Origin of the sequence: Burkholderia sp. AU33803 (assembly GCF_002223095.1) — a bacterium.
Lineage (GTDB): Bacteria > Pseudomonadota > Gammaproteobacteria > Burkholderiales > Burkholderiaceae > Burkholderia.
This window is the reverse complement of record NZ_NKFJ01000007.1, coordinates 150,497-175,923: the sequence shown is the minus strand read 5'-3', so window position 1 is coordinate 175,923 and position 25,427 is coordinate 150,497. Positions and strand designations below refer to the sequence as shown.

The 25,427-nt window shown below is 65.9% G+C and carries 28 protein-coding genes and 3 pseudogenes; 13 read left to right on the top strand and 18 right to left on the bottom strand.

Features of this window, described 5'->3' with window-relative positions; all coding sequences use genetic code 11:
* Positions 1 to 205 precede the first annotated feature (205 nt).
* The 8 genes and pseudogenes from CFB41_RS30405 to CFB41_RS30370 all read right to left on the bottom strand — a co-directional run bounded on the left by CFB41_RS30405 (position 206) and on the right by CFB41_RS30370 (position 4,772).
* Positions 206 to 1,111 carry an HTH-type transcriptional regulator ArgP gene (locus CFB41_RS30405; RefSeq protein ID WP_046548680.1) on the bottom strand — a complete coding sequence of 302 codons (906 nt, stop codon included), beginning with the start codon at positions 1,109 to 1,111 and terminating at the stop codon, positions 206 to 208.
* Positions 1,112 to 1,183: 72 nt separating this feature from the next.
* Positions 1,184 to 1,405 (bottom strand): annotated as a pseudogene (locus CFB41_RS30400) (tyrosine-type recombinase/integrase); the annotation flags it as partial.
* Between the two features lie 200 nt (positions 1,406 to 1,605).
* Complete coding sequence (locus tag CFB41_RS30395) at positions 1,606 to 2,358, bottom strand: immunity 52 family protein (protein WP_256941295.1); 753 nt, start codon at positions 2,356 to 2,358, stop codon at positions 1,606 to 1,608.
* Entirely contained in the window at positions 2,346 to 2,714 is a 369-nt protein-coding gene (locus tag CFB41_RS38900; RefSeq protein WP_306427075.1) for a Tox-REase-5 domain-containing protein, read from the bottom strand. The genes CFB41_RS30395 and CFB41_RS38900 overlap by 13 nt, the downstream gene beginning before the upstream one ends.
* A gap of 106 nt (positions 2,715 to 2,820) precedes the next feature.
* On the bottom strand, positions 2,821 to 3,288 hold the full coding sequence (locus CFB41_RS30385; RefSeq protein WP_089459290.1) for a hypothetical protein: 468 nt from the start codon (positions 3,286 to 3,288) through the stop codon (positions 2,821 to 2,823).
* Entirely contained in the window at positions 3,281 to 3,784 is a 504-nt protein-coding gene (locus CFB41_RS30380) for a DUF4123 domain-containing protein (RefSeq protein ID WP_089459148.1), read from the bottom strand. Before CFB41_RS30380 ends, CFB41_RS30385 begins: the two co-directional genes overlap by 8 nt.
* 3 nt (positions 3,785 to 3,787) lie before the next feature.
* Entirely contained in the window at positions 3,788 to 4,201 is a 414-nt protein-coding gene (locus CFB41_RS30375; protein ID WP_089459147.1) for a PAAR domain-containing protein, read from the bottom strand.
* A 109-nt stretch (positions 4,202 to 4,310) separates the two neighbouring features.
* On the bottom strand, positions 4,311 to 4,772 hold the full coding sequence (locus CFB41_RS30370; RefSeq protein ID WP_105771049.1) for a hypothetical protein: 462 nt from the start codon (positions 4,770 to 4,772) through the stop codon (positions 4,311 to 4,313).
* A gap of 105 nt (positions 4,773 to 4,877) precedes the next feature.
* On the opposite strand from CFB41_RS30370, the gene CFB41_RS39010 reads away from it, so the two are divergent.
* The 5 genes from CFB41_RS39010 (at position 4,878) to CFB41_RS30350 (ending at position 9,459) form a co-directional block, all read left to right on the top strand.
* Entirely contained in the window at positions 4,878 to 5,444 is a 567-nt protein-coding gene (locus CFB41_RS39010; RefSeq protein WP_373558633.1) for an SMI1/KNR4 family protein, read from the top strand.
* Between the two features lie 226 nt (positions 5,445 to 5,670).
* A complete protein-coding gene (locus CFB41_RS30365) occupies positions 5,671 to 6,207 on the top strand; it encodes a hypothetical protein (RefSeq protein ID WP_089459145.1) in 537 nt (178 codons plus the stop codon).
* Between the two features lie 602 nt (positions 6,208 to 6,809).
* On the top strand, positions 6,810 to 7,463 hold the full coding sequence (locus CFB41_RS30360; RefSeq protein ID WP_089459289.1) for a peroxiredoxin: 654 nt from the start codon (positions 6,810 to 6,812) through the stop codon (positions 7,461 to 7,463).
* Positions 7,464 to 7,603: 140 nt separating this feature from the next.
* A complete protein-coding gene (locus CFB41_RS30355) occupies positions 7,604 to 8,674 on the top strand; it encodes an MBL fold metallo-hydrolase (protein WP_089459144.1) in 1,071 nt (356 codons plus the stop codon).
* A gap of 125 nt (positions 8,675 to 8,799) precedes the next feature.
* Complete coding sequence (locus CFB41_RS30350) at positions 8,800 to 9,459, top strand: glutathione S-transferase family protein (protein WP_089441461.1); 660 nt, start codon at positions 8,800 to 8,802, stop codon at positions 9,457 to 9,459.
* 100 nt (positions 9,460 to 9,559) lie between these two features.
* Here the strand turns inward: CFB41_RS30350 and CFB41_RS30345 are convergent, their stop codons facing one another.
* The 4 genes and pseudogenes from CFB41_RS30345 to CFB41_RS30330 form a co-directional block, all read right to left on the bottom strand.
* Positions 9,560 to 10,252, bottom strand: a complete 693-nt coding sequence (locus CFB41_RS30345; RefSeq protein WP_089459143.1) for a phosphatase PAP2 family protein — start codon at positions 10,250 to 10,252, stop codon at positions 9,560 to 9,562.
* 429 nt (positions 10,253 to 10,681) lie between these two features.
* A pseudogene (locus tag CFB41_RS30340) lies at positions 10,682 to 10,879 on the bottom strand (MFS transporter); the annotation flags it as partial.
* Positions 10,880 to 10,895: 16 nt separating this feature from the next.
* Positions 10,896 to 12,022, bottom strand: a protein-coding gene (locus CFB41_RS30335) for an IS3 family transposase (RefSeq protein ID WP_089456894.1) whose coding sequence is annotated in 2 segments (ribosomal slippage) — positions 10,896 to 11,782 and positions 11,782 to 12,022 — 1,128 coding nt in all. Because the reading frame shifts where the segments join, the coding sequence is not laid out codon by codon here.
* Positions 12,023 to 12,081: 59 nt separating this feature from the next.
* A pseudogene (locus tag CFB41_RS30330) lies at positions 12,082 to 13,125 on the bottom strand (MFS transporter); the annotation flags it as partial.
* A gap of 101 nt (positions 13,126 to 13,226) precedes the next feature.
* Here CFB41_RS30330 and CFB41_RS30325 point away from each other — a divergent pair.
* Entirely contained in the window at positions 13,227 to 14,210 is a 984-nt protein-coding gene (locus CFB41_RS30325) for a LysR family transcriptional regulator (protein WP_089459142.1), read from the top strand.
* Positions 14,211 to 14,263: 53 nt separating this feature from the next.
* Here the strand turns inward: CFB41_RS30325 and CFB41_RS30320 are convergent, their stop codons facing one another.
* Both CFB41_RS30320 and CFB41_RS30315 read right to left on the bottom strand, forming a co-directional pair.
* Positions 14,264 to 14,902 (bottom strand): 2-hydroxychromene-2-carboxylate isomerase, encoded by a 639-nt coding sequence (locus tag CFB41_RS30320; RefSeq protein ID WP_089441465.1) that lies wholly within the window; start codon positions 14,900 to 14,902, stop codon positions 14,264 to 14,266.
* Positions 14,903 to 15,043: 141 nt separating this feature from the next.
* Positions 15,044 to 15,865 carry an IclR family transcriptional regulator gene (locus tag CFB41_RS30315; RefSeq protein WP_089459141.1) on the bottom strand — a complete coding sequence of 274 codons (822 nt, stop codon included), beginning with the start codon at positions 15,863 to 15,865 and terminating at the stop codon, positions 15,044 to 15,046.
* A 172-nt stretch (positions 15,866 to 16,037) separates the two neighbouring features.
* On the opposite strand from CFB41_RS30315, the gene CFB41_RS30310 reads away from it, so the two are divergent.
* The 4 genes from CFB41_RS30310 (at position 16,038) to CFB41_RS30295 (ending at position 20,823) form a co-directional block, all read left to right on the top strand.
* On the top strand, positions 16,038 to 17,024 hold the full coding sequence (locus CFB41_RS30310; protein WP_089459288.1) for a hydroxymethylglutaryl-CoA lyase: 987 nt from the start codon (positions 16,038 to 16,040) through the stop codon (positions 17,022 to 17,024).
* A complete protein-coding gene (locus CFB41_RS30305) occupies positions 17,021 to 18,301 on the top strand; it encodes a CaiB/BaiF CoA-transferase family protein (protein WP_089459140.1) in 1,281 nt (426 codons plus the stop codon). The genes CFB41_RS30310 and CFB41_RS30305 overlap by 4 nt, the downstream gene beginning before the upstream one ends.
* An 82-nt stretch (positions 18,302 to 18,383) precedes the next feature.
* Complete coding sequence (locus tag CFB41_RS30300) at positions 18,384 to 19,691, top strand: MFS transporter (RefSeq protein ID WP_089459139.1); 1,308 nt, start codon at positions 18,384 to 18,386, stop codon at positions 19,689 to 19,691.
* Between the two features lies 1 nt (position 19,692).
* On the top strand, positions 19,693 to 20,823 hold the full coding sequence (locus CFB41_RS30295) for an amidohydrolase (RefSeq protein WP_089459138.1): 1,131 nt from the start codon (positions 19,693 to 19,695) through the stop codon (positions 20,821 to 20,823).
* Between the two features lie 31 nt (positions 20,824 to 20,854).
* Here the strand turns inward: CFB41_RS30295 and CFB41_RS30290 are convergent, their stop codons facing one another.
* From CFB41_RS30290 to CFB41_RS30280, 3 genes are all read right to left on the bottom strand, one after another.
* Complete coding sequence (locus CFB41_RS30290) at positions 20,855 to 21,331, bottom strand: SRPBCC family protein (RefSeq protein ID WP_059487757.1); 477 nt, start codon at positions 21,329 to 21,331, stop codon at positions 20,855 to 20,857.
* A 124-nt stretch (positions 21,332 to 21,455) separates the two neighbouring features.
* Positions 21,456 to 21,941 carry an SRPBCC family protein gene (locus tag CFB41_RS30285; protein ID WP_089459137.1) on the bottom strand — a complete coding sequence of 162 codons (486 nt, stop codon included), beginning with the start codon at positions 21,939 to 21,941 and terminating at the stop codon, positions 21,456 to 21,458.
* Positions 21,913 to 22,278 carry a helix-turn-helix transcriptional regulator gene (locus tag CFB41_RS30280; protein WP_089441473.1) on the bottom strand — a complete coding sequence of 122 codons (366 nt, stop codon included), beginning with the start codon at positions 22,276 to 22,278 and terminating at the stop codon, positions 21,913 to 21,915. Before CFB41_RS30280 ends, CFB41_RS30285 begins: the two co-directional genes overlap by 29 nt.
* A gap of 204 nt (positions 22,279 to 22,482) precedes the next feature.
* On the opposite strand from CFB41_RS30280, the gene CFB41_RS30275 reads away from it, so the two are divergent.
* The 3 genes from CFB41_RS30275 to CFB41_RS30265 all read left to right on the top strand — a co-directional run bounded on the left by CFB41_RS30275 (position 22,483) and on the right by CFB41_RS30265 (position 24,498).
* A complete protein-coding gene (locus CFB41_RS30275; protein ID WP_089459136.1) occupies positions 22,483 to 23,013 on the top strand; it encodes a GNAT family N-acetyltransferase in 531 nt (176 codons plus the stop codon).
* Positions 23,014 to 23,024: 11 nt separating this feature from the next.
* Entirely contained in the window at positions 23,025 to 23,810 is a 786-nt protein-coding gene (locus CFB41_RS30270) for a YhfC family intramembrane metalloprotease (RefSeq protein ID WP_089459135.1), read from the top strand.
* 109 nt (positions 23,811 to 23,919) lie between these two features.
* Positions 23,920 to 24,498 carry a hypothetical protein gene (locus tag CFB41_RS30265; RefSeq protein ID WP_069252651.1) on the top strand — a complete coding sequence of 193 codons (579 nt, stop codon included), beginning with the start codon at positions 23,920 to 23,922 and terminating at the stop codon, positions 24,496 to 24,498.
* 84 nt (positions 24,499 to 24,582) lie between these two features.
* Here the strand turns inward: CFB41_RS30265 and CFB41_RS30260 are convergent, their stop codons facing one another.
* Positions 24,583 to 25,167, bottom strand: a complete 585-nt coding sequence (locus CFB41_RS30260; RefSeq protein ID WP_089441476.1) for a TetR/AcrR family transcriptional regulator — start codon at positions 25,165 to 25,167, stop codon at positions 24,583 to 24,585.
* Positions 25,168 to 25,427 lie beyond the last annotated feature (260 nt).

The following is a 25,427-nucleotide window of genomic DNA, read 5'->3' as shown; positions in this document are numbered from 1 at the left end:
GCCAGGCCGATGGAAAAAGTATAGGCGGCGCGGCGGGGATTCTCGTCGTTACTCTTGCCGCACACCGCACACCGCACACCGCACACCGCACACCGCACACCGCACACCGCACACCGCACACCGCACACCGCACACCGCACACCGCATACCGCACACCGCACACCGCATACCGCATACCGCAGCTGCCGTGCCGCTCAAACACGCGTTACGGCAGCGGCGCGAGCAGCCGCCGCGCCGCTTCGACGACCCGCTCGGACAACGACGCCATCGTCGGCGACTGCACGGTCCACGCGTGCCAGTACAGCGTGACGTCGGTCGGATGCGCGGGCGCGAGATCGACGAGCCCCTGCGTGTCGAGCGGTGCGCTGCCGATCAGCGGCTCCGGCACCATCGCGTAGCCGAGCCCGTGCCGCACCGCCGCGAAGTGCGAATGGGTGCCCGGCACGTAGTGGCACGGGTACGCGCCTTCGGGCAACCCGAACTTCTCCTTCAGGAACGACGACTGCAGCGTATCGCGCCGCGAATACGCGACGACGGGCGCCTTGCGCGCGCTCGTGCGGTTCAGCCCGCGCGGAAACCAGCGCACCGCGAACGCGGCGGCGGCGAGCAGCCGGTAGCGCATCGTGCCGAGCGGCGTCGCGAGGCAGCCGCGCATCGGCTTCGGCTCGGTCGTCACGCAGCCGACCGCCATCCCGCTTTCGAGCAACGCGAACGTGTGGTCCTGATCTTCGACGATCAGCTCGAACAGGATGCGCTCGCCAGCGAGCACGGACGTCAGCGCCGGCAGAAACCACGTGCCGAGGCTGTCCGAATTGAGCGCGATCGTCACCGAGATCGGCGATTCGCGCTCGGTCGCGAGCGTGCTCTGCAGGTCGGCCTGCAGCAGCGCGACGCGGCGCAGGTGCTGCAGCACGCGTTGCCCGGCCACCGTCGGGCGGCACGGCCGCGTGCGCAGCACCAGCGGCGTGCCGAGGCTCGCCTCCAGCGCGCGGACCCGCTGCGTGACGGCGGACGCGGTCACGTGCAGGCGCACGGCGGCCTGCTCGAAGCTGCCCGTGTCGGCGACGGCCAGCAGCGCGGCAGCCTGCTTCGGATCGATCGTCATCGACATATGTCAGATAGCCCAAGACAGATTGCGATACTCAAAACGATGAAGCCTTTCTAGTTATGGCGTTGCGGCCGATCATGATGCGTGGCGATCGAGTGTGACACGGAAATCGGTCCCACGTTGGGACCAAACTGTGACCGATTCGGTACGTTGTGCCAGATGGTCCGGCGCTAGATGTGCATACCGGAGAACCATCTCGTAACTACACCATCCACCCAGGTCCTTTAGTCGCTCAAGCGGTGTGCCATTCTGAACGTGCCAGCTAGCCCAGGTGTGCCGGACATCGTCGAATCGAAAATTCTCGACGTTGGAGAGTTGGCGAGGATCGCTGACCAGTGCGGCATCGCCGGGAGGCAGTGCGAGGTCAGTTACGACGTGTTGATCGGGGACGCGCAAACCAATTTGCCGAAGTAGCGCGGCAACCAGAGGCCGAGCGGTCTCGAAAAAACAGGGTGGCCGGCGGCATATTCGAGCATCCTTTCGCGCCGGCACCGTGGTTACAGGTCAGCGAACGCGGGCAGAAGGTCCTGATCGACGAGCCGGATCTCAATACGGTTGGCAACCTCGACGTGTTCGGCGTTGTCCGCTGAAAAAACGGCGTCAGCGACGCTCACAATGATCGTCCCAGTCTGCTTACGGCCGGCATCGGGAACTGGAATCAATTCGCGTGCTTCCGGGACTTGCTGAGTCGTGAGAACCTTCGGGAGATACAGCATCCAGCCAACGCCCGGCTTGTCATCAAACACCTGCCGGGGAAAATACTCTCGTGGCGAAACAGAGACATACATCGGGTCATAAACCGAGACCATCGCGGACACGATCTTAGCCACGCCCTCATAGCTATGCTCGTCCGCCGAAACTGCATTCAATGCCGGTAGCCCAATTTCAACCTCACTGGGCCGCCTCTTCGCATCTATAGCTAACTTCAGCCTCGCGCTGTTGGCCGCGTCCATCTGACCATTCCAGAAGCCAAATACTTTAGGAAGGTCCATCTTTTTTTCGTACCGTTGCGCCAAGACTGCCAAAACGGCTGTCGAAGGTATGCCAGGCGCTTCATACATGGGATACAGACGGGCTTCTTCCTCGGTATCTGCCTTCAACCACCACTGCCCCAGACGTTCGTCCTCGCGTGACATGGCTTCAACCACCGGCCATAGACGGACGAGATGAGCCGCAAAATCGCCAAGCGGGGCGAAATCGGCAGGGCTACGAAATTGCGTGACTATTTCCATGTTTGTCAGGGCACCCATTCTGAATCGACTTTAAGACGCTTAAGCGGCAATCTCATGTAGTTCCAAGTCCGCTCCGTCTGAAAATACCATTTCAACCTCGCAGGAGGATGATCATCCACAACCGCGGCCTGACCAGCAGCCTGCTCCTCCATTTCATCAAAGGTCTTGGTGTACGGTACATCGTCCCTGTTCAAGAACTGGTCGTACTTTGCCTTCGCTTCGATCAGCAAACAGCTTTCCGGTCGAAAGCCGTCGAAGTCGCGCTGCCAGACCCACTCCATGCTCCAGGCTTCTTCAAGGCTATAGGGGAACCCCGTAATTCGCCCTTGATACTCTCGGGAGTTGTGACTCATGCTCCAGTTGCGGCGTTGCATTCCCCCTGCCTCAGGCGGGCACTTCTTGCAGCTCTCTCCTGTACGTGGGATAGCACGGACGGCAGGCTCCGCCTTACTCGAGTCTTTCGGTGTGTCTCCAGGCAGACTAGCCGTCCCGGCCACTGCGGCCCCGCCCAATAAGGCGGTTCCAGCGCGAGCCAAGACTGGTCCAAGTTCCACTATCGCCGCTTCGATCGCCGGTACCAAGAATCCCGACATGCTGAGCCCCTTCCTTGTTGTTTTGATGTTCGACGCGCCATTTCATGACGCGTAGGTAATCGTGAAACCGTTCGTCGGGCGAGCGCCCGGGCCGAGTCAGCCACGCGCGTGTGGCCGGCCTCTCGTAAAACCTCGGAGCGTATGCCTCGATTCGAAGAAACGCCGCGACGTTCTCGTCGGATTGAATGCCGAACTGTCGAGCAGCGATATATGCGCTCCAAAGGCGCGTGGGTAGGGTGCCGTCGTCGGCCAACTTTGGGTCTGCTTTGACGAGATCCTGTCGGGTGCATTCGACATATCCGCGCGCATCGATCTCGGCAAGTCCGGCAACCTGTTCGCTCGTCAGCTCAAGCATGCGGGTGTACTCCCTTCAGTTTTCCGTTTGTTTCGACGAGCCAGTTGAATGTTGGGACGAAGAACTGCATGCGCTGCGTGAATTCCATCAGCGACGCCAAGTCGGCCATGATGCGGGCATCGTAGAAGCGAAAGAGTGCAGTGCTTCCGTCCGGCAAGCGAACGTCGAGGCGGCTGCGCAGCTCGTCAGCGAGTGATTCGATCGGATAAGCGCTGATCAGCCAGGACACGCCAGTGGAGCTGCTGGCCATTTTGGAAAGCGTTCGTCGGATATCACCGGTCGCGCGCTCGTAGGCAAAAAGCCATGGTCCGGCGTCGGCGAGTGACGCGTCCTGCGTACCGTCGAATACTGCTATGGCCGACTGCGATCGTTGAGGAGCAGACCCATTGGCCGCGTTGGCATAAAGCAGGCCGTCGACAAGCGCATAGAGATGCACCTGCATGGTCAACTGCTGTTGCCGCTTGAAGAAGAAAGCTTCGATCGAGTTTTCGGTCATGTGCTACCCGCGCGCGATCATCGTCGCGGCGTTCTCGGCCGCAGCCTTCAGACATTCGAGACAGAGCGTCGGAGAAGGAGCGAGCGCTGCAGCAGTTGCTGCGACGGCGGCACTTGCGCCGCCAGTCGTCGCTTTGCCCGATCCGACGTCATCGAACGTTGCCGACGACTGCGATGCGATCAGCGTCGCTCCGCACGCGGTTTTCATGCCCTCGATGGCGGTTTCTCGCCCGTCGAACGTGTGCGAGTATTGCCGCCCAGTCGGCAGGATCGGAAAGACGCCTTTGCACTGCGGGCAAAGCACCTTGTGTCCGACGCCGGCAATGGGTTTTCCATCAATGGTCGCGGTCGCGCTGCCCTCCAGCACGCGGCCGCCATGCGTCGTCGTGTCGCCGACGCAAATCATGGCTCGGGCCATATGTTCTCTCGTAGGTGTGGTTTTTGTATGAATTTACCATTTCCGCGAGAAGGGCTGATTGTTGGCGGTCTCGCAGTCGGTCAACTATTGTCAATCGAAGCGAGCACCCTCAATCATGCGGCGGAGCTGGTCGAGCGCGAACGAGCCGGGGTAGCCGTTCTTCAGGTTCGCCGGGGACCTCGTGGAGCCTGCATTTCATGGCTTCGCGTGCACGCCACTCGTCGGAGAATGGGGCAACGGATGCGCGCGGATTGCCCATACGTCCGGCTCGCGTGATCTCCTTGTCGATCTTGTTTGACAGGCGGCGCAGCGGGGCTGCGTATTGCAGCTCGTCGGCGCGATCGAGGTACGCGATCATTCTCGCGGCATTGCCGGTCAGGGTGCACATTTCACGCAGCGTAATTCGCAGGTGTAGCACTTCGAGAATCAGCCGATGGACGTCGGCGTACGTGCACGTGCGCCACCATTCCGACATAGCGTCAAACTGAGGAGGGTCGAATGGGGGCAAGATCATGATGCGAGCAAGGCACTGTATGAATACACTGTTTTGCGAGGAGTAAGATGAGGCCATCGAGTCTCAAAAAGGGGGCTGGCTGTGTGCACATATATGAACGCCGTGATATAGCAAGCTGTCTTTGCAGACAACGGCCCTTAGAGCAAACCGACCCTAGAATCGGTGCCTGACCGCGCTGTCTGCAGTCGACCAGAAGCGGTCGGTAGCCGTGGGGCCGCTTCGGGGCGATCTGCGACGGTCACACGTTGCGCGGCGTCAGCCGACCGCATTCGGCATAACCGGTCCTTGAAGTCACGCCTTCAGATTGGTGACATTCTGTGGCATCTTGCGAAGATAGGGGCGGGTACTGTTATGGATTTTGAGGGAAGCCTGATGTCGAAATTCAAGCTTTATCCTGCCGAGGAACTTCCACGAGATTTCGTCTACCCTCCAAAATTTCGAGAATTCGCGTCTACAGGAAAGTATCCCGTAATTGCTCCGTGGTGGCTCGTTGATGCGAACTCCAAGGCGGGTAGACTCGCCTATCAAATTCGGAGACACGACGGTAGAAACCTCATCCCATTTGCAAAGGTCGACGATGGTCGTGGCGACATCGCATGCTTTGATGGGGACGATGCCTCTGGTGACCCTCGCGTATTGATGCTGGTACTGGATGATTCAGGGCGCAAGTACTCTTATGCGAATTTCGCAGAATGGACTGCTGCGGCGCTGAAAGATTCCCTTGGTTGAAGGGAACTGATATGAGGTTGGTGACCGCGGCGACAGGGCGATCACGCGTAACTCCATAGACCGTTGCGAATTGCTGTTTCCGATCGAAACGGGCGTGTGAGATGGGTCGGAAGCTGCAGATGAGGCGAGACGCCGTGAGCCCGCTCCTAGTCGAATTATCGCGCTATGCGCTCGAGGATGCCCGGGTAGTACCATCGCCAACACATAAGATCCAAGTGAGACCAAGATGGCACTCCGTGACTTCATCGAACTCCGTGAATCGCTTCAACGTGCTGTTGCGGCATTATTTGGCACCTCTGTCCTCGTTGTGATTACGCTCACAACGTTGAAGATCGGCGACCTCGATGCCGCGCTCAGAAGTGCAGTGCATTTTTTCGTATGGGCCGCCGTGCTGCTTGGCGCCTACCTTATTTTGAGCGTTACAAGCTCACTGTCGGTTCTCACGAAGCCGCTATGGCGCAGACTTTTTGGGGGCATGCTATCGGGCGTCGGCATACTGACTTGGCTTCGAGGCGCCTATTACGTTCTTATGCATTATCAAGTATCAGGGCTTGAGATCGTTTTCATGCAGACCTTGATTGTTGCTTCTATTATCCTCGCTGCGGCAGACGTGAGCGAATCTGCCTCGGACTTAAAACAATCTCTCGCGAGTGTGGAAGAAACACTGGACGCACTCAAAGAGGTGCAGAGGGAACACAACGAAAACGTGAAGGCGCAAAATGATGGTGTAGCCGAAGCCGAACCCAAGCGCGATTCCAAGTGAGAAGGGAAGATTCAGCACAAACGGGTAGTGCCAAGCTTCCGATCTGCGCTCGCGACATCGAGGGAACCTCGAAGCGAGAGTCATCCAGACTCTGTTCGAATGATCGTTATCTCAAGAATTGTCGGTCCGATTCGGGTCGTAGTAGCCATTGAGGAAACTGTGACCACGCTGTGCCTGCAACAAAGATCGATAGTGCGGAAACTCAATAAAATCAACAAAGCCTACTTAGGCTGCGTTCTGACCGGCGCGAGACTAGTGGTTAAAGATCAACGATTTACACGTCTTTGTCTGTGGTCGATCGTCATCGACATGTCGGTGGAATTCCTGTGAACGTAAGACGAGAACAGCCGGTAGTGTAAGTCAGCACGTACCGGCGGCCGGGAGCGGCGCAAGGTTCTGCCGCGCCGCATTCATCGTCGGAATGGGCCACGTTACGCAAGCACGCCGTGTGCTCGATACCGGTGGCGCGCGCATTTTGACCTACGCTGTATGAACGCGCGGACCCCGGCATGTGCCATGCCGGCCCTTCGCGCGCGGACGATCGCGCGTCGCGCAAGCCGCGGCGCGGGCGTCGTGACGATTCCCCTTTCACGGAGACGAACATGTCGATTCGACTAGGCGAGGACGCGCCCGATTTCACCGCGGAGACCACCGAGGGAACGATCCGCTTTCATGAATGGATCGGCGACCACTGGGCGATCCTGTTTTCCCATCCGAAGGATTTCACGCCGGTGTGCACGACCGAACTCGGCTACATGGCCGGGCTCAAGCCGGAATTCGACAAGCGCAACACGAAGATCATCGGGCTGTCGATCGATCCGGTCAGCGATCACCGGAAGTGGGTGGCCGATATCGCCGAAACGCAGGGGCACGCTGTCAACTATCCGCTGATCGGCGACGACGAACTGAAGGTCGCGAAGCTGTACGACATGATTCATCCGAATGCGAGCGGCGGCCCGCGCACGGCGGTCGACAACGCGACGGTTCGCTCGGTCTTCATCATCGGGCCGGACAAGAAGGTCAAGGCGATGCTCGTCTATCCGATGAGCGCGGGGCGCAACTTCGACGAGGTGCTGCGCCTGCTCGACGCGCTGCAGCTCAACGCGAAGCATACGGTGGCGACGCCGGTGAACTGGAAGCCCGGCGACGATGTCATCATTCCGACGTCGGTGTCGGACGATGCGGCGAAGCAGAAGTACCCGGACGGCTTCCGGACGTTGAAGCCGTACCTGCGCTACGTGGCGCAGCCGCGTTGACCGCACCGTGCCGGCCGGATGGTGGCCATGCACGACCACGACGCGGCGGCCCGCGCGACGGCGACAGTCGCGGCGCGGGCCGGACCACAGCATCAGGTACGCATCGAACAAGCCTTAACCAGCGACGGAGCAACTTCGCGATGATCTTCCGGCAACTCTTCGACCCGCAATCGTCGACGTACACGTACCTGCTTGCCGACAGCGCGTCGCGCGAAGCGGTGCTGATCGACCCCGTGTTCGAGCAGGTGCGCCGCGACGCGGCGCTGCTCGACGAGCTCGGGCTGCGGCTCGTCGCGACGGTCGACACGCACGTGCATGCGGATCACGTGACGGGCGCATGGCTGCTGAAGCAGCGCACGGGCAGCACGATCGCGATCTCGGCCGCGAGCGGCGCGCAGGGTGCCGACCGCTATCTGAACGACGGCGACCGCTGCGCGTTCGGCGCGCGCTACCTGACCGTGCGCGCGACGCCCGGCCACACGAGCGGTTGCATCAGCCTCGTGCTCGACGACGAATCGATGGCGTTCACCGGCGATTGCCTGCTGATCCGCGGCACGGGCCGTACCGACTTCCAGCAGGGCGACCCGCGCGCGCTGTATCGCGCGGTGCACGGCCGGCTCTTCACGCTGCCGGCCGCGTGCCTGCTGTATCCGGCGCACGACTATCGCGGGCTCACGGTGACGAGCGTCGGCGAGGAACGGCGCTTCAATCCGCGTCTCGGCGGCGACCTGAGCGAAGACGATTTCGCGGGCTACATGCGCAACCTCGGGCTCGCGCATCCGCGCCAGATCGACGTCGCGGTGCCGGCGAACCTGCAATGCGGCGTCGCCGCGAACGCGCCCGATGAGCAGGCCGCGCCCGACTGGGCGCCGCTCGTCTATACGTTCGCCGGGTTCTGGGAAATCGATCCGCAATGGCTCGAGGATCATCTGCCGGCGGTGCAGGTCGTCGACGTGCGCGAGCCGGACGAATTCACCGGCCCGCTCGGCCACCTGCCCGGCGCGACGCCGATTCCGCTCGGCGAACTGGCCGCGCGCGCCGGCGAGATCGCGCGCGACCGGCCGGTCGTGACCGTGTGTCGGGCCGGCGGGCGATCCGCGCAGGCGACCGTCATTCTGCTGAAGGCCGGTTTCGACACGGTGGCGAATCTCGGCGGCGGAATGCTGCGCTGGCGTGCCGAAGGGCGCGTCGTGATGGACGGGCGGTCGTAACGCCCCCAGTCGCACGACAAAGAAATTCCGACTCGCTGTCGAAACGGCCGCGTGCCGTTCGTCGTCAAGGTATCCGATCACGTGGCGCCGCATCACGCGGCGCCGAAACCCAGAGAGACCGCACGATGAAGCCCACGCTCTACGCCCATCCCTTTTCGTCCTACTGCCAGAAGGTGCTGACCGCGCTGTACGAGAACGGCACGCCGTTCGCGTATCGCGTGCTTGCGCACGACGATCCGAAGCCGATGCAGGAGCTGGCCGCGCTGTGGCCGCTGAAGCGCTTTCCAGTGCTCGTCGATGCCGGCCGCACGGTGATCGAGGCGTCGATCATCATCGAGTATCTCGGCCTGAACCATCCTGGCCCCGTGCGCCTGCTGCCCGACGATCCGCACGCGGCGCTCGAGGTGCGGACGATGGATCGTTTCTTCGACAACTACGTGTCGACGCCGCAGCAGAAGGTCGTGTTCGACGCGCTGCGGCCGGAGGCCGAGCGCGATGCGCGCGGGGTGGCCGATGCGCGCGCGATGCTGGAGACGTCGTACGCGTGGCTGGACAAGAAGATGGCCGATCGCGAATGGGCGGCCGGCGACCGTTTCAGCCTCGCCGACTGCGGCGCGGCGCCGTTCCTGTTCTACGCGGACTGGACGCACCGGATCGATCCGTCGTTCGCGAACGTGCTGGCGTATCGCCGGCGTCTGCTGGCGCGGCCGTCGTTCGCGCGCGCGGTCGACGAGGCGCGGCCGTTTCGCCCGTTCTTTCCGCTGGGTGCGCCTGATCGCGACTGATCGGCATGGCCGTCGCGCGGCGCGACGTTGCCGCGCAGGGCCGGCAGCGCGTGCCGGGGCGACGGAACGTAAGCAGCGGCAGCATCGCGGTCTCTCCTCGTCACATCGTGTGGGTGGCCGACTGCGCGAGCGTCAGCAGTTCGTCGAACTGCGTGATCAGCTCGAAGCACAGCAGGAACGCGAGCGTATAGGCGGGCGCGGGGAAGCGCTGGATCGTCGCGAGTACCTGCGGCGCAAAGCGCGAGCGGATTGCATCGCGCGTCAGCAGCCACGCGAGCGCGATGCCGATCGCGGCGCCCGCGATCAGGTCGGTCGGGTAGTGAAAGCCGAGATACGCACGCGGCACGCAGATGAACACGACCGCGTACAGCAGCGCGAACACGCCGACGCGGCGCGCGATGATGAAGATGCCGGTGGCGATCGCCATCCACAGCATCGCGTGATCGCTCGGAAACGAACTCCATGCCTGCAGCGTGGCTGCACGTAATCCTGCCGACGGAAAGTGCAGGTGCAGGTCGGGGTTGTAGATCGGCCGCACGCGGAACGGCAGCACCTGCGCGAGCAGCCGGCCGATCGCGAGCGCGATGAGCCCGCTCGCGATCGTCGCGACGACCAGTTCGCGCTGCCGCTCGCGGTTCGGGCCCGGCTGGAACCACAGCCAGCACAGCACGGGAATGAGCACGAAGCCCTTGAACGTGTACAGGCCCGCGATCACGCGGATCGCGTGATTCATCAGCGGGCCGAACGTGATGTGGGTGAGGAAGGTCTGGATCGGGGTGTCGAAATCGTTCATGTTCTGTGCGACCCGGGCGGACGCTCAGCGCATGACATGCGGCCGGCAGGATCGAAAGGCGCGCTCGTACCGGAGCGCAACGGGGGGCAAGTATGTCACCCGATATTTCGAAGAAAATGCGAAAAAATACCGGGAATCCCCTGATAAAACGGGGCTGTGCGGTGGGGCCGGATGGGCGAGCGCCATGTGGCGGGGCGCGTCGAATCGTCCGACGTTTTCGCGTCGATGCGCACGGCCGCCGGAAAAATAATCGGTTGAACTGGACATTCGTTCGAGCGGGTGCGGACCGTGCGCGGAATGGGAGCTTTTCGTGCCGAATGCGCACGAATCGGCCGGGTTGCGCCGCGTCATGCGTGCGGCGATCGAAAATAAAAGAAAAGGCGGGCAAGCCCTGTGGGCCTGCCCGCCTTGTGCGTGCGATGCGGAATTTCAGCGGCGCCAGATCCGCACGGCGAGCGCGGCGAGCGACGTCACGACGGCCAGCCCGGTCACCGCATTCCAGCCTAGTTGCGCAAGCAACAAACTGCCGATCGCGGCGCCGGCCGCCATCCCGATGAACATGCCGACGAACAGCACCGCGTTGAGGCGGCTGCGCGACGCGGGGTCGATCCGGTAGACGATTGCCTGTGACCTGCCCCCGGTTTTAGTCCGGACTGCAGTTAGAGTCCGAGGTTAAAAACTGTTGCTTTGCATCGTGCGCCCGGGCGAACTGCACGGGTGTCAGATAACCGAGCGAACTATGAGGCCGCTCGGTGTTGTACTCGATACGCCATTCCTCAATCAGCCGCTTGGCGTGGCGCATTGACACGAACCAGTGCTCGTTCAGGCATTCATCTCGGAACCGCCCGTTGAAGCTCTCGATATAGGCATTTTCCACCGGCTTGCCAGGCCGAATGAACGACAGCGTGACACCGGCTTCGTAGGCCCATGCATCCAGCACCTTACCAGCGAACTCCGGCCCGTTGTCGACCGTGATGGATGCGGGTAAGCCTCGCATCTCCTTGAGCCGCTCGAGCACTTGCTGCACTCGTAAGCCCGGCAGCGAAGTATCGACCTCGATGGCCAAGCACTCGCGCGTGTAGTCGTCGACCACGTTCAGGCATCGAAACCGCCGACCATAGGCCAGCCCGTCAGAAACGAAGTCCATCGACCAGCTCTGATTCGGGCCTGTTGGTAACGGCAGCGGCGTGCGCTCGACAGCCGCAATACGCTTGCGTCGCCGCTTGCGCACGCTCAGTCCCGCCTTGCTGTACAGGCGCCAGATGCGCTTGTGGTTGGCGAAGCAACCATCCCGCTGCAACAGCACGTGAATCCGGCGATAACCGTAGCGGCGCTTCTGCGCGGCGATGGCCATCATCCGGCCAGTCAGCGCTTCGTCGTCAACTCGGCGGCGTGATTCGTAGTGGAACAGCGAGCGCGAAATCCCTACCAGCCCGCAGGCCCGGGTAACCCCCATGGCGCGTTCGGTCATCAATATCCGGACCGCTTCGCGCTTGGCCTGCGGGCTTGCTACTTTCGAGCCAGCAGGTCCTTCAGCGCGGCGTTGTCGAGCATTGATTCGGCCAACAGGCGCTTGAGCTTGTTGTTCTCCTGCTCCAGTTCCTTCAGGCGCTGCGCATCGGAGACCGTCATCCCGCCGAACTTCGCTTTCCAGTTGTAGTAGGTCGCTTCCGAGATGCCGTACTTGCGGCACAACTCCGCCGGCTTCAAGCCAGCTTCGGCTTCCTTCAAGATGCCGATGATTTGTTCTTCAGTGAATCGCTTTTTCATTGCCGTTCCTCTCTGGAACGGACTCTACACCGTCACCGTACTAAACGCGGGGGGCAGGTCACCTGGTGCGCGATCAGCGTGGCCTGCACGCCGAGATCGAAGCCGATCGTCGCGACCGCGAGCAGCACGAGCTGGGCATGCGCCGACATCAACGGTGCGGCGGCCATTGACGCGAACGACACCGTCGCGATGCCGATGCCGATGCGCGTGACGCGCTCGGGGCCGTGATGGTCGGCCAGGCGCCCGGCAATCGGCGCGGCCAGCGCACCAGCCGCACCTGCGAGGCCGAACGCGCCCGCGGCTGCGCTGCCGAGGTGGAACGGCGCGCCGTGCAGCATCACCGCGAGCGTCGACCAGAACGCGCTGAACCCGACGGCCAGCAGCCCCTGCGCGAGTGCGGCGCGGCGCAGCGCCGGATGCTGGCGCCACAACGCGCCGAGCGACCCGATCAGCGCGCGATACGGCAGGCGCGTGGTCGGCTCGAAGTGCGGCAGCCCGCGCGCGGCCACGACGCCGATCACGGCGACGCTGGCGGCCGCAAGCGCGAACATCGCGCGCCAGCCGGCTGTTTCCGCGACGAACCCGGCCACGACCCGCGACAGCAGGATGCCGAGCAGCAGCCCCGTCATCACCGTGCCGACGATGCGGCCGCGATGCGCGTCGTGCGCGAGCGTCGCGGCGGCCGGTACGACGTCCTGCGCCATCGTCGCCGCGAGGCCGATCGCGAAGCTCGCCGCGAGCAGCAGCCCGAGCGACGGCGCGATGGCGGCGAGCAGCAGCGCGACGACCAGCGTCGCGGCCTTGGTCACGATCACGCGGCGGCGGTCGAACCGGTCGCCGAGCGGCGCGAGGAGCAGGATGCCGAGCGCATAGCCGAGCTGCGTGAGCGTCGGCACGAAGCCGATCGCGCGTGCCGATGCGCCGAGATCGGGCCCGAGCGCGCCGAGCATCGGTTGCGCGTAGTAGAGCGGCGCGACGCCGAGGCCGGCGGCGGCCGCGAGCAGCAGCACGAGCCGGCGATCGGGCATCGAATGGGTGGCCGCCGAGTGGGCCGGGGCGTGGGCGGCGCGGGGCGCGGCATCGAGACGGGACGGGGTGGACATGGCGTGCATCCTGGTTGCGATGAAGGAATGGACGCGAGTGTGGCGGCATGCGGCCGGCCACGGTAGTGCCGCCCTGCGCAGATTTGTTATACGCTCCACGAATGACCGAAAAATCTCCCTTCTCTCCCACTGCTGGCGGGTCTGCGCGCATTCAGGCGGTGCCGGTGGACGGCGCCGGCTATCGTTTCGAGCTGATGGAAACCTTCGTACGCATAGTCGAGGCCGGCAGCCTGTCGGCCGCGGCCGCGCAACTGCATACGACGCAGCCGACGATCAGCCGGCGGCTGCAGGCGCTCGAACGCTCGCTCGGCATGCGGCTGCTGCAGCGGACCACGCACACGATGCGGCTGACCGTCGACGGCGAGCGCTGCTTCAAGCGCGCGAAGGAGCTGCTGGCGAACTGGGCGGCGTTCGAGGCCGATCTGCGCGGCGCGCAGGAGGAGCCCGACGGGCTGTTGCGGGTCGCGGTGCCGCACGCGTTCGGTCAGGAGCGTTTCGTCGAGCCGCTCGCGCGGTTTCTGCGCGACTATCCGCGCGTGTCGGTGGAGTGGCTGCTGCAGGACGAGGTGCGGGACTTCGTCGGCAGCGGCATCGATTGCGCGATCCAGGTGGGCGAGCCGACCGATCCGGCCGTGGTCGCGATCCGGCTCTCGAAGGTGCCGCGCTTCGTGGTCGCCGCGCCGTCCGTGCTGAACGGCGCCGACGTACCGGCCGACCCCGACGCGCTGGCCGGGTTGCCGTGGCTCGCGCTGCGCACCTACTACCGCACGGAGCTGGCGCTCACGCATTCGGTCACGGGCGAGACGCGCCGCATCGCGATTCGCCCGCGTATCACGACCGCGAACCTGTACGCGCTACGCAGCGCGGCGCTGCTGGGGGTGGGCGCGTGCGTCGGCTCGTCATGGATGCTGGCCGACCACCTCGCGCGCGGCGAGCTCGTTCATCTTGCGCCCGAGTGGCAGGCCGCGCCGCTGCCCGTCTACCTGACCTACCCGCATGCGCAGTTCTATCCGTCGCGGCTCGTGCGGTTCGTCGCGATGATGCGCGAGGCCGTGCCGGGGCTCGTCGAAGGGCGCGATACCTGACCTCTGACGCGGGATGTGTCGCAAGCGGAGGGCGGCGGGCGGCCGCAGCGGCTTCAGCCGCGCCGGATCCCTTCGGGCAGCGCGCTGATGCGGCGCACCTCGGGCGAATCGAGCCACGCGCGCGACGTCGCGCAGTCGGCGAACATGTCGGTCGCATCCTCGCCCCAGAACAGGTCGCCGTCGAGTGCGAAGGTCGGCACGCCGAATACGCCGTGCGCGATCGCATCGTCGGTGTTCGCACGCAGTGCGTCCTTCACCGGCTGGGCGTCGACGGCCGTCACGCCTTCCGGAAAGCCGACCGCTTCGCACAGCGCGGCGAAGCCTTCCGGCGTCGACACGTCGTTGCCGTCGCGCCAGATATGCCGAAAGATTCGTTGAATCGCATCGAGTGAATTGCCCATCGCGATCGCGAGGCGCAGCGGCTTGATCGGATTGAACGGGTGCGCGGGCGGCATCCGGAACGCAATGCCGAGCTTGTCCGCGCGGTATTGCGCGTGGCGATAGGTGAAGACGCGTTTCGCCGCGATCTCGGCCGGTGCTTTCTGGCCCCAGTGGGCGAGCAGTGCGCCGAGCACGATGGGCTTCGGCTCGAACGCGGCGGCGGCCGGCAACCGGTCGAATTGTTCCTGCTGCAGATAGGCGAACGGCGAAACGAAATCGAAATACCAGGTAGCGGTGCGCGCGGCGTTCATGGTGGCGGCCCTCAAGCGTGGCTGGTTGGCGGTGGCTCGCGCGGCATGCCAGCAGGCGGCGCGCGACGCATGCATCGGCGGCCAGTGTCGCACGCGGCCGCCTTTCGCGCAGTGGCGTGGCCAGGCGCGCGCTGCTGCCGGTTATGACTCCGCGTCGCCGTGGTCCGCTGGCGATGCGAGCCGCGCGAGGCTGTCGCGCACGGCTGCTGCGTCGTAGCGTGCGCCCGAGCCGCCGAGCGCCACGGTCGCCTTCTGCGCGAGCGGCAACAGCATCGCGAGCGCTGCCGCCATGGCCGGTGCGTCGGCGAGCCGCGATTTCGGGCCCGATACGGTCAGCGCACCGACGCACTCGCCGGCGGCGCCGAACACGGGCACGGATGCCGACGCCGTCTCCGGGTCGCGCTCGCCGTACGACGCGGCCCACAGCTGTTCGCGCACGTCGTGCCATTGCGCATCCTGCATGTCGGTGAACGCCAGCAGCACCTTCCCGGACGCGCCCTGGCGCACCGGAAACTCCTCGCCGACCCGAATCGACACGCGCACCGCACGGGCGGGCTCGACCCGGTACAGCACCGAGCGCATGTCGCCCTGGCGCACGTAGAACGACGCCGTTTCGCCGAGTTCGCGGCTCAGCGTCTCGAGCAGCGGCTCGACCACCGGGCCGACCCGGAACGAACGCTGATACAGCGCGGCGAGCCGCAGCGGCTCGTGTCCGATCGCGTACTGGCCGTCGTCGAGCTTGCGCATGAAGCCGCCATGTTCGAGCGCCGTGAGCAGGCGCAGGATCGTGCTCTTGTACAGCCCGGTGCGGCGCGACAGCTCCGCGAGCGACAGCCGGTCGTCGGTCGGCCCGAACGCACGGAGGATCGCGAACGCGCGATCGAGCACGGCGACGCCGCTGGACGCTTCTTCGGCCGGCGAATCGGGCTCGCTGCCGGCGTGATCGGTGTGAGTCTTGGGCACTGCGTGCTTCCTTCTGAGGATGATCGATCGACTATATCGTTCTGCCTGACAGAACTCAAGTTCCAAAAAATCGCAATTTCACGGGTATACCCCGCTTACAGCCCATTCGATGCGCGCATAGAGTTCTATCAAACAGAACAATGTTCTTTCAGATAGAACGATGGAGTATCAAATGAGCGTTTCCGAATATCCGACGGTGCTGGTCAGCGAGGTCGGGCCGCGCGACGGCCTGCAGAGCATCCAGGCCGTGATGCCGACGGCCGGCAAGCTGCGCTGGATCACGGCGCTGGCCGCGGCCGGCCTGCGCGAGATCGAGGTCGGCTCGTTCGTGCCGGCGAAGCTGTTGCCGCAGATGGCCGATGTGCGCGAAGTCGTCGCGCACGCGCTGGCGATTCCCGGGCTGCATGTCGCCGCGCTCGCGCCGAACCTGCGCGGCGCCGAGGGCGCATTCGAGGCCGGCGTGCACAAGCTGACGCTGCCGGTCTCGGTCACGGAAGCGCATTCGCTGGCGAACATCCGCAAGACGCCCGCGCAGATGATCGACGAGGTGCGTGCGATCGTCGCGCTGCGCAATGAGCGGTTTCCGTCGGTGCAGATCGAGGCGGGCGTGTCGGTCGCGTTCGGCTGCACGATCGCGGGCGCGGTGAGCGACGACGAGACGATCGCGATGGCGGTGGCGATGGGCGAATGCGGCGTCGACGAGATCGGGCTGTCCGACACGAGCGGCTATGCGAATCCGGCGCAGGTGCGCCGGCTGTTCCTGCGCCTGCAGCGCGAAGTCGGCGACAAGGCCGGCGGCGCGCATTTCCACAACACGCGCGGGCAGGGGCTCGCGAACGTCGTCGCGGCGCTCGACGCGGGCGTGACGACGATCGACGCGAGCCAGGGCGGCCTCGGCGGTTGCCCGTATGCGCCGGGTGCGACCGGCAACATCGTCACCGAGGATCTCGTGTTCCTGCTCGAGGCGATGGGATTCGACACGGGTATCGACGTCGACGCGCTGCTCGCCGCGCGCGCGATCCTGCACGCGGCGCTGCCGGCCGAGGCGTTGTACGGCCATGTGCCGGACGCCGGGTTGCCGAAGGGCTTCCGTTACGCGGACGGCCGCGCCCCGAGCGCGGTGCAACCGGAAGGATGCCTGACGGGAGTCGCGCAATGAACGACCACCAACCGGCTTCGACGCTGCCGTACGCAGGCACGCGCGTGATCGAGATGACGCACATGGTGATGGGCCCGACCTGCGGAATGCTGCTCGCGGATCTCGGCGCGGAGGTCATCAAGATCGAACCGATCGCGGGGGACAGCACGCGCGCGCTGCGCGGTTCCGGCGCGGGCTTCTTCGGGATGTTCAACCGCAACAAGAAGAGCCTCGCGGTCGACGTGAAGGATCCGCGCGGGCTGGAGATCGTGCTGCGGCTCGTCGCGACCGCGGACGTCTTCAGCGAGAACTTCAAGAGCGGCACGATGGACCGGCTCGGCCTCGGCTATCCGGCGCTCTTCTCGCTGAATCCGCGCCTCGTGTACGTGTCGCACAAGGGCTTCCTGCCGGGGCCGTACGAGCATCGCACCGCGCTCGACGAAGTGGTGCAGATGATGGGCGGCCTCGCATACATGACGGGCCCGGAAGGGCGGCCGCTGCGCGCGGGCGCGAGCGTGAACGACATCATGGGCGGCATGTTCGGCGCGATCGGCGCGATGGCCGCGCTCGCGCAGCGCGAACGCACCGGCCGCGGCCAGCAGGTGCAGAGCTCGCTGTTCGAGAACAACGTGTTCCTCGTCGCGCAGCACATGATGCAGTTCGCGGTGACCGGGCAGGCCGCGTCGCCGATGCCGAGCCGGATTTCCGCATGGGCCGTCTACGACGTGTTTTCAGTTAAGGATGACGAACAGATCTTTCTCGCGGTCGTATCGGACACGCAGTGGGCGCTGTTCTGCGATGCGTTCGGCCTCGCCGCGCTGAAGGACGATCCGCGCCTCGCGACCAACAACCTGCGCGTGCAGGCGCGTGAGTGGCTGCTGCCCGAATTGCGCGCGCGGCTCGCGCCGCATTCGGCCGCGGAGATCGGCGCGATCTTCGAATCGAACGGCCTGCCGTACGCGCCGATCACGAAACCGCAGGACCTGTTCGACGATCCGCACCTGCTCGCCACGGGCGGCCTCGAGGCCGTGACGTTGCCGGCCGACGCGAGCAGCGCCGGGCGGCCGGTCGACACGCGCACCGCGCTGCTGCCGCTGACGCTTGCCGGCGAACGCCTGCGGCTGCGCGCGGCACCACCGGCGCTCGGCCAGGACACGCGCGCGCTGCTCGGCGAGCTCGGCTATACGCCGGACGATGCGCGTGCGCTGATCGAAGCCGGCGTCGTCGCGGGCCAGCAGGGCGCGGACGATGCGGCGCCGGGCGGCGCGCCGTCACCGAACGAACTGGCGAGCGCGTAGCGCGGCCGCGATTCATCGAACGAACAAAGGCGTCCCGGCCGTGCCACGCACGGGCGCGGCCGCCCCTTCCACGGAGACAACCATGACATCCGCTTCCCCGGCACTGGCCGACGATCGCGAGACCGATGCGTCGATCGAGCAACGGGCCGTGCGCAAGGCCGCGTGGCGCTTCATTCCGCTGCTCGCGCTCGCGTACTTCTTCAACTACCTGGACCGCACGAGCGTCGGCTTCGCGGCGCTCACGATGAACCGCGATCTCGGCCTGACCGCGACGCAGTTCGGCTGGGGCGCGGGGATCATGTTCGCCGGCTACTGCTTGTTCGAGGTGCCGAGCAATCTCGCGCTGTACCGCTTCGGCGCGCGGCGCTGGCTCGCCCGCATCATGATCACGTGGGGGCTGATGGCGGCCGCGACCGCGCTGGCGACCGGGCCGACGAGTTTCTACGCGATCCGGCTGCTGCTCGGCATCGGCGAAGCCGGATTCTTTCCGGGCGTGATCTTCTTCCTTGCCGTGTGGTTTCCGGCGAGCTACCGCACGCGCGTGCTGGCGTGGTTCACCGTGTCGACGCCGCTGTCGTCGCTGATCGGCGGTCCGTTGTCGACGTGGCTGCTGCAGCTCGACGGCGTGCTCGGGCTGGCCGGCTGGAAGTGGATGTTCATCGTCGAAGGGCTGCCGGCGTGCGCGCTCGGTTTTCTCGTGCTGAAGCTGCTGTCCGATTCGCCGGCGCATGCCGCGTGGCTGTCCGACGACGAGCGTGCGGCGCTGCAGCGTGCGTTCGAGCGCGACGGCACGGCCGCCGGCCGCAAGAAGCGCTTCGGCGTCGCGCTGCGCGACGTGCGCGTGTACCTGCTCGCGCTGATCTCGTTCGGCTTCACGATGGGGTCCTACGGGATCGGCATCTGGCTGCCGCAGATGCTGAAGGCGCACGGCATGTCGACGATGCAGACGGGCTGGCTGTCCGCGGTGCCGTACTTCTTCGCGACCATCGCGCTGCTGTGGTGGGCGAAGCGCGTGGACCGGCGCGGCGGCCCGGTTGCGAATCTGGCGATCGGGCTGTTCATCGGCGCGGTGGCGCTTGGCGTGTCGACGCACTTCCTGACGCTCGGGCCGGCCCTCGTCGGCATCACGCTCGCGCTGATCGGCACGATCGCCGGCCGCACGATCTTCTACACGCTGCCGTCGCGCTTCCTGTCCGGCCAGGCCGCGGCCGGCGGGCTCGCACTGATCAACTCGATCGGCGCGCTCGGCGGCTTCGCGGGGCCTTATCTCGTCGGCTACCTGAAGGACAGCTTCGGCACCTTTACCGCCGGTATGCTCGGCCTCGCGATCGTGCTCGCGATCACGACGCTGCTCACGCTGTCGCTGGTTGCATTCGACCGGAGCGAATGACATGGACACGACGATGTCGATCAAGCGACGCCGGCTGCTCGGCGCGGCCGCCGCCTCGCTCGCGCTGCCCGCGTTCACCAAGGCGCGCGCGGCCACCCAGGAAGGAGTCTCCCGCATGACGACGCAAAGCAACTATCTCGCGGTCCGCCCCGACTGGCTCGCGTCGGCGCTCGAACCCGCGCTCGAGCCCGACCTGCCGATCGTCGACGCGCATCATCATTTCTATGAGCGGCCGGGCTGGATCTACATGCTCGACGACTATCTGCAGGATGCGCGCTCGGGCCACAACATCCAGGCGTCCGTCTACATGCAGGCGCAGACGCGCTATCGCGACTCGGGCCCGGCCGAACTGAAACCGGTGGGCGAGACGGCCTACGTCGCCGGCGTGACCGAGCCGCTGCAGCACGGCCCGGTGGCGGTCGCGAAAGGCATCGTCGGCCACGCGGACCTGCGCCTCGGCGAACGCGTGCGCGAGGTGCTCGAAGCGCATCTCGAAGCCGGTCGCGGGCGCTTCCGCGGGGTGCGTCACCTGACGACCTGGGACGCCGATCCGACGCTCGCCAATCCGCTGTCGGCGGTGCCGCGCGGGCTGCTGCTCGATCCCGCGTACCGCGCGGGCGTCGCGCAGCTCGCGCCGCTCGGGCTGTCGTATGACGCGTGGCTGTTCTTTCCGCAACTGCCCGAACTGTTCGAGCTGGCGAAGGCGAACCCCGATACGCGCGTCATCGTCAATCACTGCGGCGGTGTCGTGCGGATCGCCAGTTATGCGGACAAGCGGCCGGAGGTGTTCGAGCGCTGGTCGGCGTCGATGCGCACGCTCGCGCAACTGCCGAACGTGTACGTGAAGGTCGGCGGGCTCGGGATGCGCATCAACGGTTTCGATTTCGAGAAGGGCGAACGGCCGCCGTCTTCCGCGCAGCTCGCCGACACGTGGAAGCCGTGGATGATGACCTGCATCGACGCGTTCGGCCCCGGGCGCTGCATGTTCGAGAGCAATTTCCCGGTCGACAAGGGCTCGTATTCGTTCGTGAACGGCTGGAATGCGTTCAAGCGGCTGACCGCGCAGGCGAGCCCGGACGAGCGCGACGCGCTGTTCCGCGGCACGGTCACGCGCGCTTACCGGCTCGGCTGACGCGCGCCGTCGGCCCCGGCGCGGCGCTGGCTCATCCGGCTTCCACCAGCGCCGCGAGCCGCGCCAGCGCCATCTGCCAGCCGGTCTCGTTGTCGGCGGCCGGCACGCCGGGCGGCACCCCGTCGTGCACGGCGTCCACACGCGTGCCGCCCGCTTCGTCGGACAGCGTGATCGTGATCGTCATGGCGCCGCGCAGCATCGGATCGTCGGTCTCGAACACGTCGATCTCGACGATCTGCTCGTCCGGCACGAGCGTGACGAAGCGGCCGTGATAGGTATCGGTGCGCGCGGTGGTCTTGCCGGTGCCGGCCGACGGCGCGTCGTAGCTCAGCGATACCCGCAGCGCACCGCCTTCGCGTGCGTCGTACGCATGTACGCGGCACGTCATGCCGTCGGGCACCTTCCATTGCTCGACCGCGTGCGGATCGAGCAACGCGCGGTAGACGCGCCCGCGCGGGGCGTTCAGGTGCCGGCTGACCCGGGTCGAATGCGTGTGCGTGTGCAACATGTGGCCTCCCGCGGCGTGCGCACGATGGTGCACGCCGGCGGCCGGCGTGTCGTCATGCTTCCTTCAGGAATCCTAGGCGCGCGAACGGCGGCATGCAATGACCGCACACGCGGTCGCGCTCGGCTCAGCGCAATGCGGCCGCGAATTCGTCGAGCTGCGTGATGCAGGTGTTCCAGCCCTCGAAGAAGCCGAGCGCTTCGTGGCGTTCGCGCGTGGCGGCGTCCGGATGCATCACGCGCGCTTCGTAGCGGCTGCCCGCGTCGTCGTCGGCCATCGTGATGATCGCGGTGAAGCCCATCCACGGCGCCTGCGGCCGCCAGCCGCCCGTGAGCATCGACGTGAACGCGATGCGCGATTCCGGCACGATCTCGAGGAAGCAGCCGGGATTGTCGCTGGTGCCGCCATCGGGGCCGCGCATGTACGTGTGGAAGGCGCCGCCCGGACGCAGGTCGAACGCGCGCACTTCGGTGGTCCACGGTTTCGGGCACCACCATTGCTTCAGCAGTTCGGGGTCGGTCCAGGCACGCCACAGCGCGTGGCGCGGCGCGCGCAGCGTGCGCGTGATGACGAGATCGTGGGCTTCAACGGGGTCGACGGGGCTGGCTGACATCGTGCTCCTCCTGGTGACGGCGTTCGACGAATTCGACGAGACGATCGGATCGGGCTTCCCATAGCGCGCGCTGCTCGGCGAGCCATGCCTCGGCTTCGGTCAGCCGGCTGCCGACCAGCGTGCAGGTGCGCGAGCGGCCCGCTTTGCGGGTCTGCACCAAGCCGCTGCGTTCGAGCACGGCGACGTGCTTCATGAACGACGGCAGCGCCATGTCGAACGGTTCGGCCAGCGCGGAGACGGTTCGTTCGCCGTGGCCGAGCATGCTGACGATCGCGCAGCGCGTCGGATCGGCGAGGGCGTGGAAAACGTCGCTGATGCCGGGTTGAAAGTTAGCCATGCGGCTAAGTATAGGAGAGGCGAACGGCGATGCAACGGAATTTTTCGTCGCGTAGGATGATGGGGCGGTAACACGCGCCGCCCGGGTGCGGCGTTGCCGCGCGCCTGCCGACGTTGCGCGAGCCGCGACGGCCGCCCGGCGTTCCTTCCCATCCGGACGCACGCCGAACCCGCGTGTGCGACCCCACTGACTACCGGAGTTGGCATGACCGAATCCGTTACCGTCCGCCGCGTCGGCGCGGGCGAAGCGAAGCGCTGTGTCGAAGCACTGGCCGACGTGCTGATCGATTGCGTCGAGGGCGGCGCGTCCGTCAGCTTCATGTTGCCGATCGAGCGGGCGACCGCCGTCGCGTTCTGGACGAACGTCGCCGACGGCGTCGCGAACGACGAGCGCATCCTGCTCGTTGCCGAGGACGCGGCCGGCCGGATCGTCGGCACCGTGCAGGTCGTGACCGCGCAGCCCGAGAACCAGCCGCATCGCGCCGATATTTCGAAGATGCTCGTGTCGCGGCACGCGCGCCGGCAGGGCATCGCCGCGCGGCTGATGGCGGCGGCCGATGCGGCCGCGCGCGACGCGGGCAAGACCGTGCTCGTACTCGATACCGTGACGGGCGGCGACGCCGAGCGGCTGTACGAGCGGGCCGGCTGGCAGCGTGTCGGTGTCGTGCCGAACTACGCGCTGATGCCCGACGGCACGCTCTGCGCGACGACGTATTTCCACAAGCAGCTCGCGTAACAGCATTCGTCATGCATCCCGTCGCCCCGTCGCTCCTGTTCCTCACGCTCGCGGTGGGCGTCGTGGCGCTGACTGCGCCGGTGTTGCTCGCGGCCGCATGGCGGCGCCGCATGCAGGTGCCGTGGCGGGTGTTTTTCTACGGCATGCTGACCTTTTTCGTGTTCCAGCCGGTATTGCGCATGTCGTGGCAGATTCCGCTGTTCCACTGGCTCGGCAACGATGCGCGCTGGCACCTGCCGATGCTCGTGTTCGCGGCGCTGACGGCTGGCCTCTTCGAGGAGTGCGGGCGCTGGGTCGCTTTCCGGTATCTGCTGCCGAAGCGACATGACGCGCCAACTGCCGTGATGCTCGGGCTCGGGCACGGCGGGCTGGAGGCGATGCTGCTGGTCGGCGTCGGATTCATCGCGCTCGCTACCGCCTACTTGCTCGCGCGAGCAGGCGTCGTGGTGCCTGAAGGTGCGCAGTCACTGATCGGGTCGCAGTTCTCCGGCATGACACTCGCGTCGCCGTTACTCGCGCTGTTCGAGCGTGCGAGTGCCATGGCCGCGCATGTGGGGTTGTCGCTGATCGTGCTGCAGGCATTCGTCCGCGGCACGAAGCGCTGGCTCGCGTATGCGATCGCGTTTCATTTCCTGTTCGACCTCGCCGCCGTACTGCTGACGCGGTACTGGCATGTCGATACCGTGCTGGTCGAGGTGCTCCTGTTCGTGTGCAGTGTCGCGCTTCTGTGGCTGGGGATGCGCTGGAGCCGCCGGATGACGGGCGCCGGCGAGGCGAGCACGGGGCATGTTGTCTGATTGGCAGGGCTTCGTCCGGGAATCAAGCAGGGCCGCGGACATCGCCGGTCCGATATAGTCACGCAGGAAGACCTCAGCAGAACGAGAACGCCCCGGAACCACCGCCCCGATGAAACGCTCCCATGTCGCTTTCGCCCTCACGGGCCTGCTCGTCGCGCTGCCGATTGCCGCGTATGCGCTCGTCAAGCCGTTGCGCGTCGTCGCGCCCGCACTGGTTCCCGGTGTGTCGTGCCCGAGCGCCGATATCTGCACGGACGATGCCGCGAAGCTCGGCGACGCGCAGCAGCTCTATCGCGACGGCTATGCGCGCGCGGCGGCGGCCGTCGGTGCATTCCAGGCGGCGCCGCGCGTCGTGTTCTGCTCGACGCGGGCGTGCGCCGATGCATTCGGCCTCGGCCAACGCGCGGCGCTGACGCTCGGGAATTTCGGCGTGGTGGTCGCACCGCGCGGCTGGCAGACCTACTTTCTCGCGCACGAGCTGATCCATCACCGGCAGGCCGAAGTACTCGGCAACCTGGCCGTCGCGACCCGGCCGCGCTGGTTGATCGAAGGGATGGCGTATTCGCTCAGCGACGACCCGCGCCACCCGCTCGCGGAGCCGTTCGAAGCGTGGCGCACGCGTTTTGCCGCCTGGAATGCGGCGCGCGGTGCCCAGCCGCTGTGGGATGCCGCACGGGCGGTCGAATAGCGCGGCAAGACGCCGAAACGTCGCCGCACTAGTGAGCCCACTCACACGCAGCGTGAGCCGACACGTCACGACGTCATGGCGCGGCTACGCCGGCGCGCCCGGATCGTCGCGCCCGGCGGTGAGCGTCTCCCGCCCGGCGGCGAGGATCTCGTCGGCCAGCGCCGGATCGGTGCCGGCGATCGCGCGCGACAGTACGAGCGCGCCGACCATCTGGCTGAAGACCGCGACCGCATCGCGACGCGTCTGCGCTGGCGTCGCGCCTTCCGTGGCCACCATCCGTTCCAGCCGATCGAGGTACGTGGCGAGGCCGCGCGCGTAACACGCTCGCGCCGCATCGGTCAGCCGCGGCGCATCGCCCGCGAAACCGGACAGCGGGCATCCGGCCTCGACGTTGTCGCGATGCGCGGCCGACAGATACAACGCCACCTGCGCGTCGAGACTGCCGGCATTCGGCGAATCCGCACGGTCCTGCATCGCTTTTTCCATCACCTCGGCGACCAGCGCATCTTTCGACTTGAAATGGTTGTAGAAGCCGCCCTGCGTGAAGCCGGCTTCCTTCATCAGCTCGGTGAGCCCGACCGCGTCGACGCCGCGCGCGCGGAACAGCCGCTCGGCGGCCGCGACGATCGCACTCCGGTTCTCGGCAGCCTGCTGTCTTGACACGCCCATCGATCCCTCCCTGATTTCGTCGATCGCTTCGATTGGAAAACACAATGGCGATCACCATTGACACGCCCGAGGGGCGAGAACACAATGCACCGCAAAGACAATGGTGATCGACATTGACATCGAGTGTAGCCGACTTGGCGGCGGGAGCAAAGCCGCGACCGGAACACCGGATGGCAAGCAGTCGGGGTCTTGGGCGCCGCCGGGTCACGGGCACCGGGCGGCTCGCCGTCTGCCGGCGGCGGCGCCACGGTTCGGCAAGC

What these genes read in the sequence shown, in the direction of transcription:
- CFB41_RS30380 (WP_089459148.1), bottom strand. Translation starts at nt 3,784, where the DNA reads ATGACCGAAAACTCGATCGAAGCTTTCTTCTTCAAGCGGCAACAGCAG.
- CFB41_RS30260 (WP_089441476.1), bottom strand. Translation starts at nt 25,167, where the DNA reads ATGGGCGTGTCAAGACAGCAGGCTGCCGAGAACCGGAGTGCGATCGTC.
- CFB41_RS30275 (WP_089459136.1), top strand. Translation starts at nt 22,483, where the DNA reads ATGACCGAATCCGTTACCGTCCGCCGCGTCGGCGCGGGCGAAGCGAAG.
- CFB41_RS30300 (WP_089459139.1), top strand. Translation starts at nt 18,384, where the DNA reads ATGACATCCGCTTCCCCGGCACTGGCCGACGATCGCGAGACCGATGCG.
- CFB41_RS30280 (WP_089441473.1), bottom strand. Translation starts at nt 22,278, where the DNA reads ATGGCTAACTTTCAACCCGGCATCAGCGACGTTTTCCACGCCCTCGCC.
- CFB41_RS30350 (WP_089441461.1), top strand. Translation starts at nt 8,800, where the DNA reads ATGAAGCCCACGCTCTACGCCCATCCCTTTTCGTCCTACTGCCAGAAG.
- CFB41_RS30265 (WP_069252651.1), top strand. Translation starts at nt 23,920, where the DNA reads ATGAAACGCTCCCATGTCGCTTTCGCCCTCACGGGCCTGCTCGTCGCG.
- CFB41_RS30375 (WP_089459147.1), bottom strand. Translation starts at nt 4,201, where the DNA reads ATGGCCCGAGCCATGATTTGCGTCGGCGACACGACGACGCATGGCGGC.
- CFB41_RS30405 (WP_046548680.1), bottom strand. Translation starts at nt 1,111, where the DNA reads ATGTCGATGACGATCGATCCGAAGCAGGCTGCCGCGCTGCTGGCCGTC.
- CFB41_RS30285 (WP_089459137.1), bottom strand. Translation starts at nt 21,941, where the DNA reads ATGTCAGCCAGCCCCGTCGACCCCGTTGAAGCCCACGATCTCGTCATC.
- CFB41_RS30305 (WP_089459140.1), top strand. Translation starts at nt 17,021, where the DNA reads ATGAACGACCACCAACCGGCTTCGACGCTGCCGTACGCAGGCACGCGC.
- CFB41_RS30365 (WP_089459145.1), top strand. Translation starts at nt 5,671, where the DNA reads ATGGCACTCCGTGACTTCATCGAACTCCGTGAATCGCTTCAACGTGCT.
- CFB41_RS30270 (WP_089459135.1), top strand. Translation starts at nt 23,025, where the DNA reads ATGCATCCCGTCGCCCCGTCGCTCCTGTTCCTCACGCTCGCGGTGGGC.
- CFB41_RS30355 (WP_089459144.1), top strand. Translation starts at nt 7,604, where the DNA reads ATGATCTTCCGGCAACTCTTCGACCCGCAATCGTCGACGTACACGTAC.
- CFB41_RS30360 (WP_089459289.1), top strand. Translation starts at nt 6,810, where the DNA reads ATGTCGATTCGACTAGGCGAGGACGCGCCCGATTTCACCGCGGAGACC.
- CFB41_RS30370 (WP_105771049.1), bottom strand. Translation starts at nt 4,772, where the DNA reads ATGGCCTCATCTTACTCCTCGCAAAACAGTGTATTCATACAGTGCCTT.
- CFB41_RS30290 (WP_059487757.1), bottom strand. Translation starts at nt 21,331, where the DNA reads ATGTTGCACACGCACACGCATTCGACCCGGGTCAGCCGGCACCTGAAC.
- CFB41_RS30320 (WP_089441465.1), bottom strand. Translation starts at nt 14,902, where the DNA reads ATGAACGCCGCGCGCACCGCTACCTGGTATTTCGATTTCGTTTCGCCG.
- CFB41_RS30385 (WP_089459290.1), bottom strand. Translation starts at nt 3,288, where the DNA reads ATGCTTGAGCTGACGAGCGAACAGGTTGCCGGACTTGCCGAGATCGAT.
- CFB41_RS38900 (WP_306427075.1), bottom strand. Translation starts at nt 2,714, where the DNA reads ATGCAACGCCGCAACTGGAGCATGAGTCACAACTCCCGAGAGTATCAA.
- CFB41_RS30295 (WP_089459138.1), top strand. Translation starts at nt 19,693, where the DNA reads ATGGACACGACGATGTCGATCAAGCGACGCCGGCTGCTCGGCGCGGCC.
- CFB41_RS30395 (WP_256941295.1), bottom strand. Translation starts at nt 2,358, where the DNA reads ATGGGTGCCCTGACAAACATGGAAATAGTCACGCAATTTCGTAGCCCT.
- CFB41_RS30310 (WP_089459288.1), top strand. Translation starts at nt 16,038, where the DNA reads ATGAGCGTTTCCGAATATCCGACGGTGCTGGTCAGCGAGGTCGGGCCG.
- CFB41_RS30325 (WP_089459142.1), top strand. Translation starts at nt 13,227, where the DNA reads ATGACCGAAAAATCTCCCTTCTCTCCCACTGCTGGCGGGTCTGCGCGC.
- CFB41_RS30345 (WP_089459143.1), bottom strand. Translation starts at nt 10,252, where the DNA reads ATGAACGATTTCGACACCCCGATCCAGACCTTCCTCACCCACATCACG.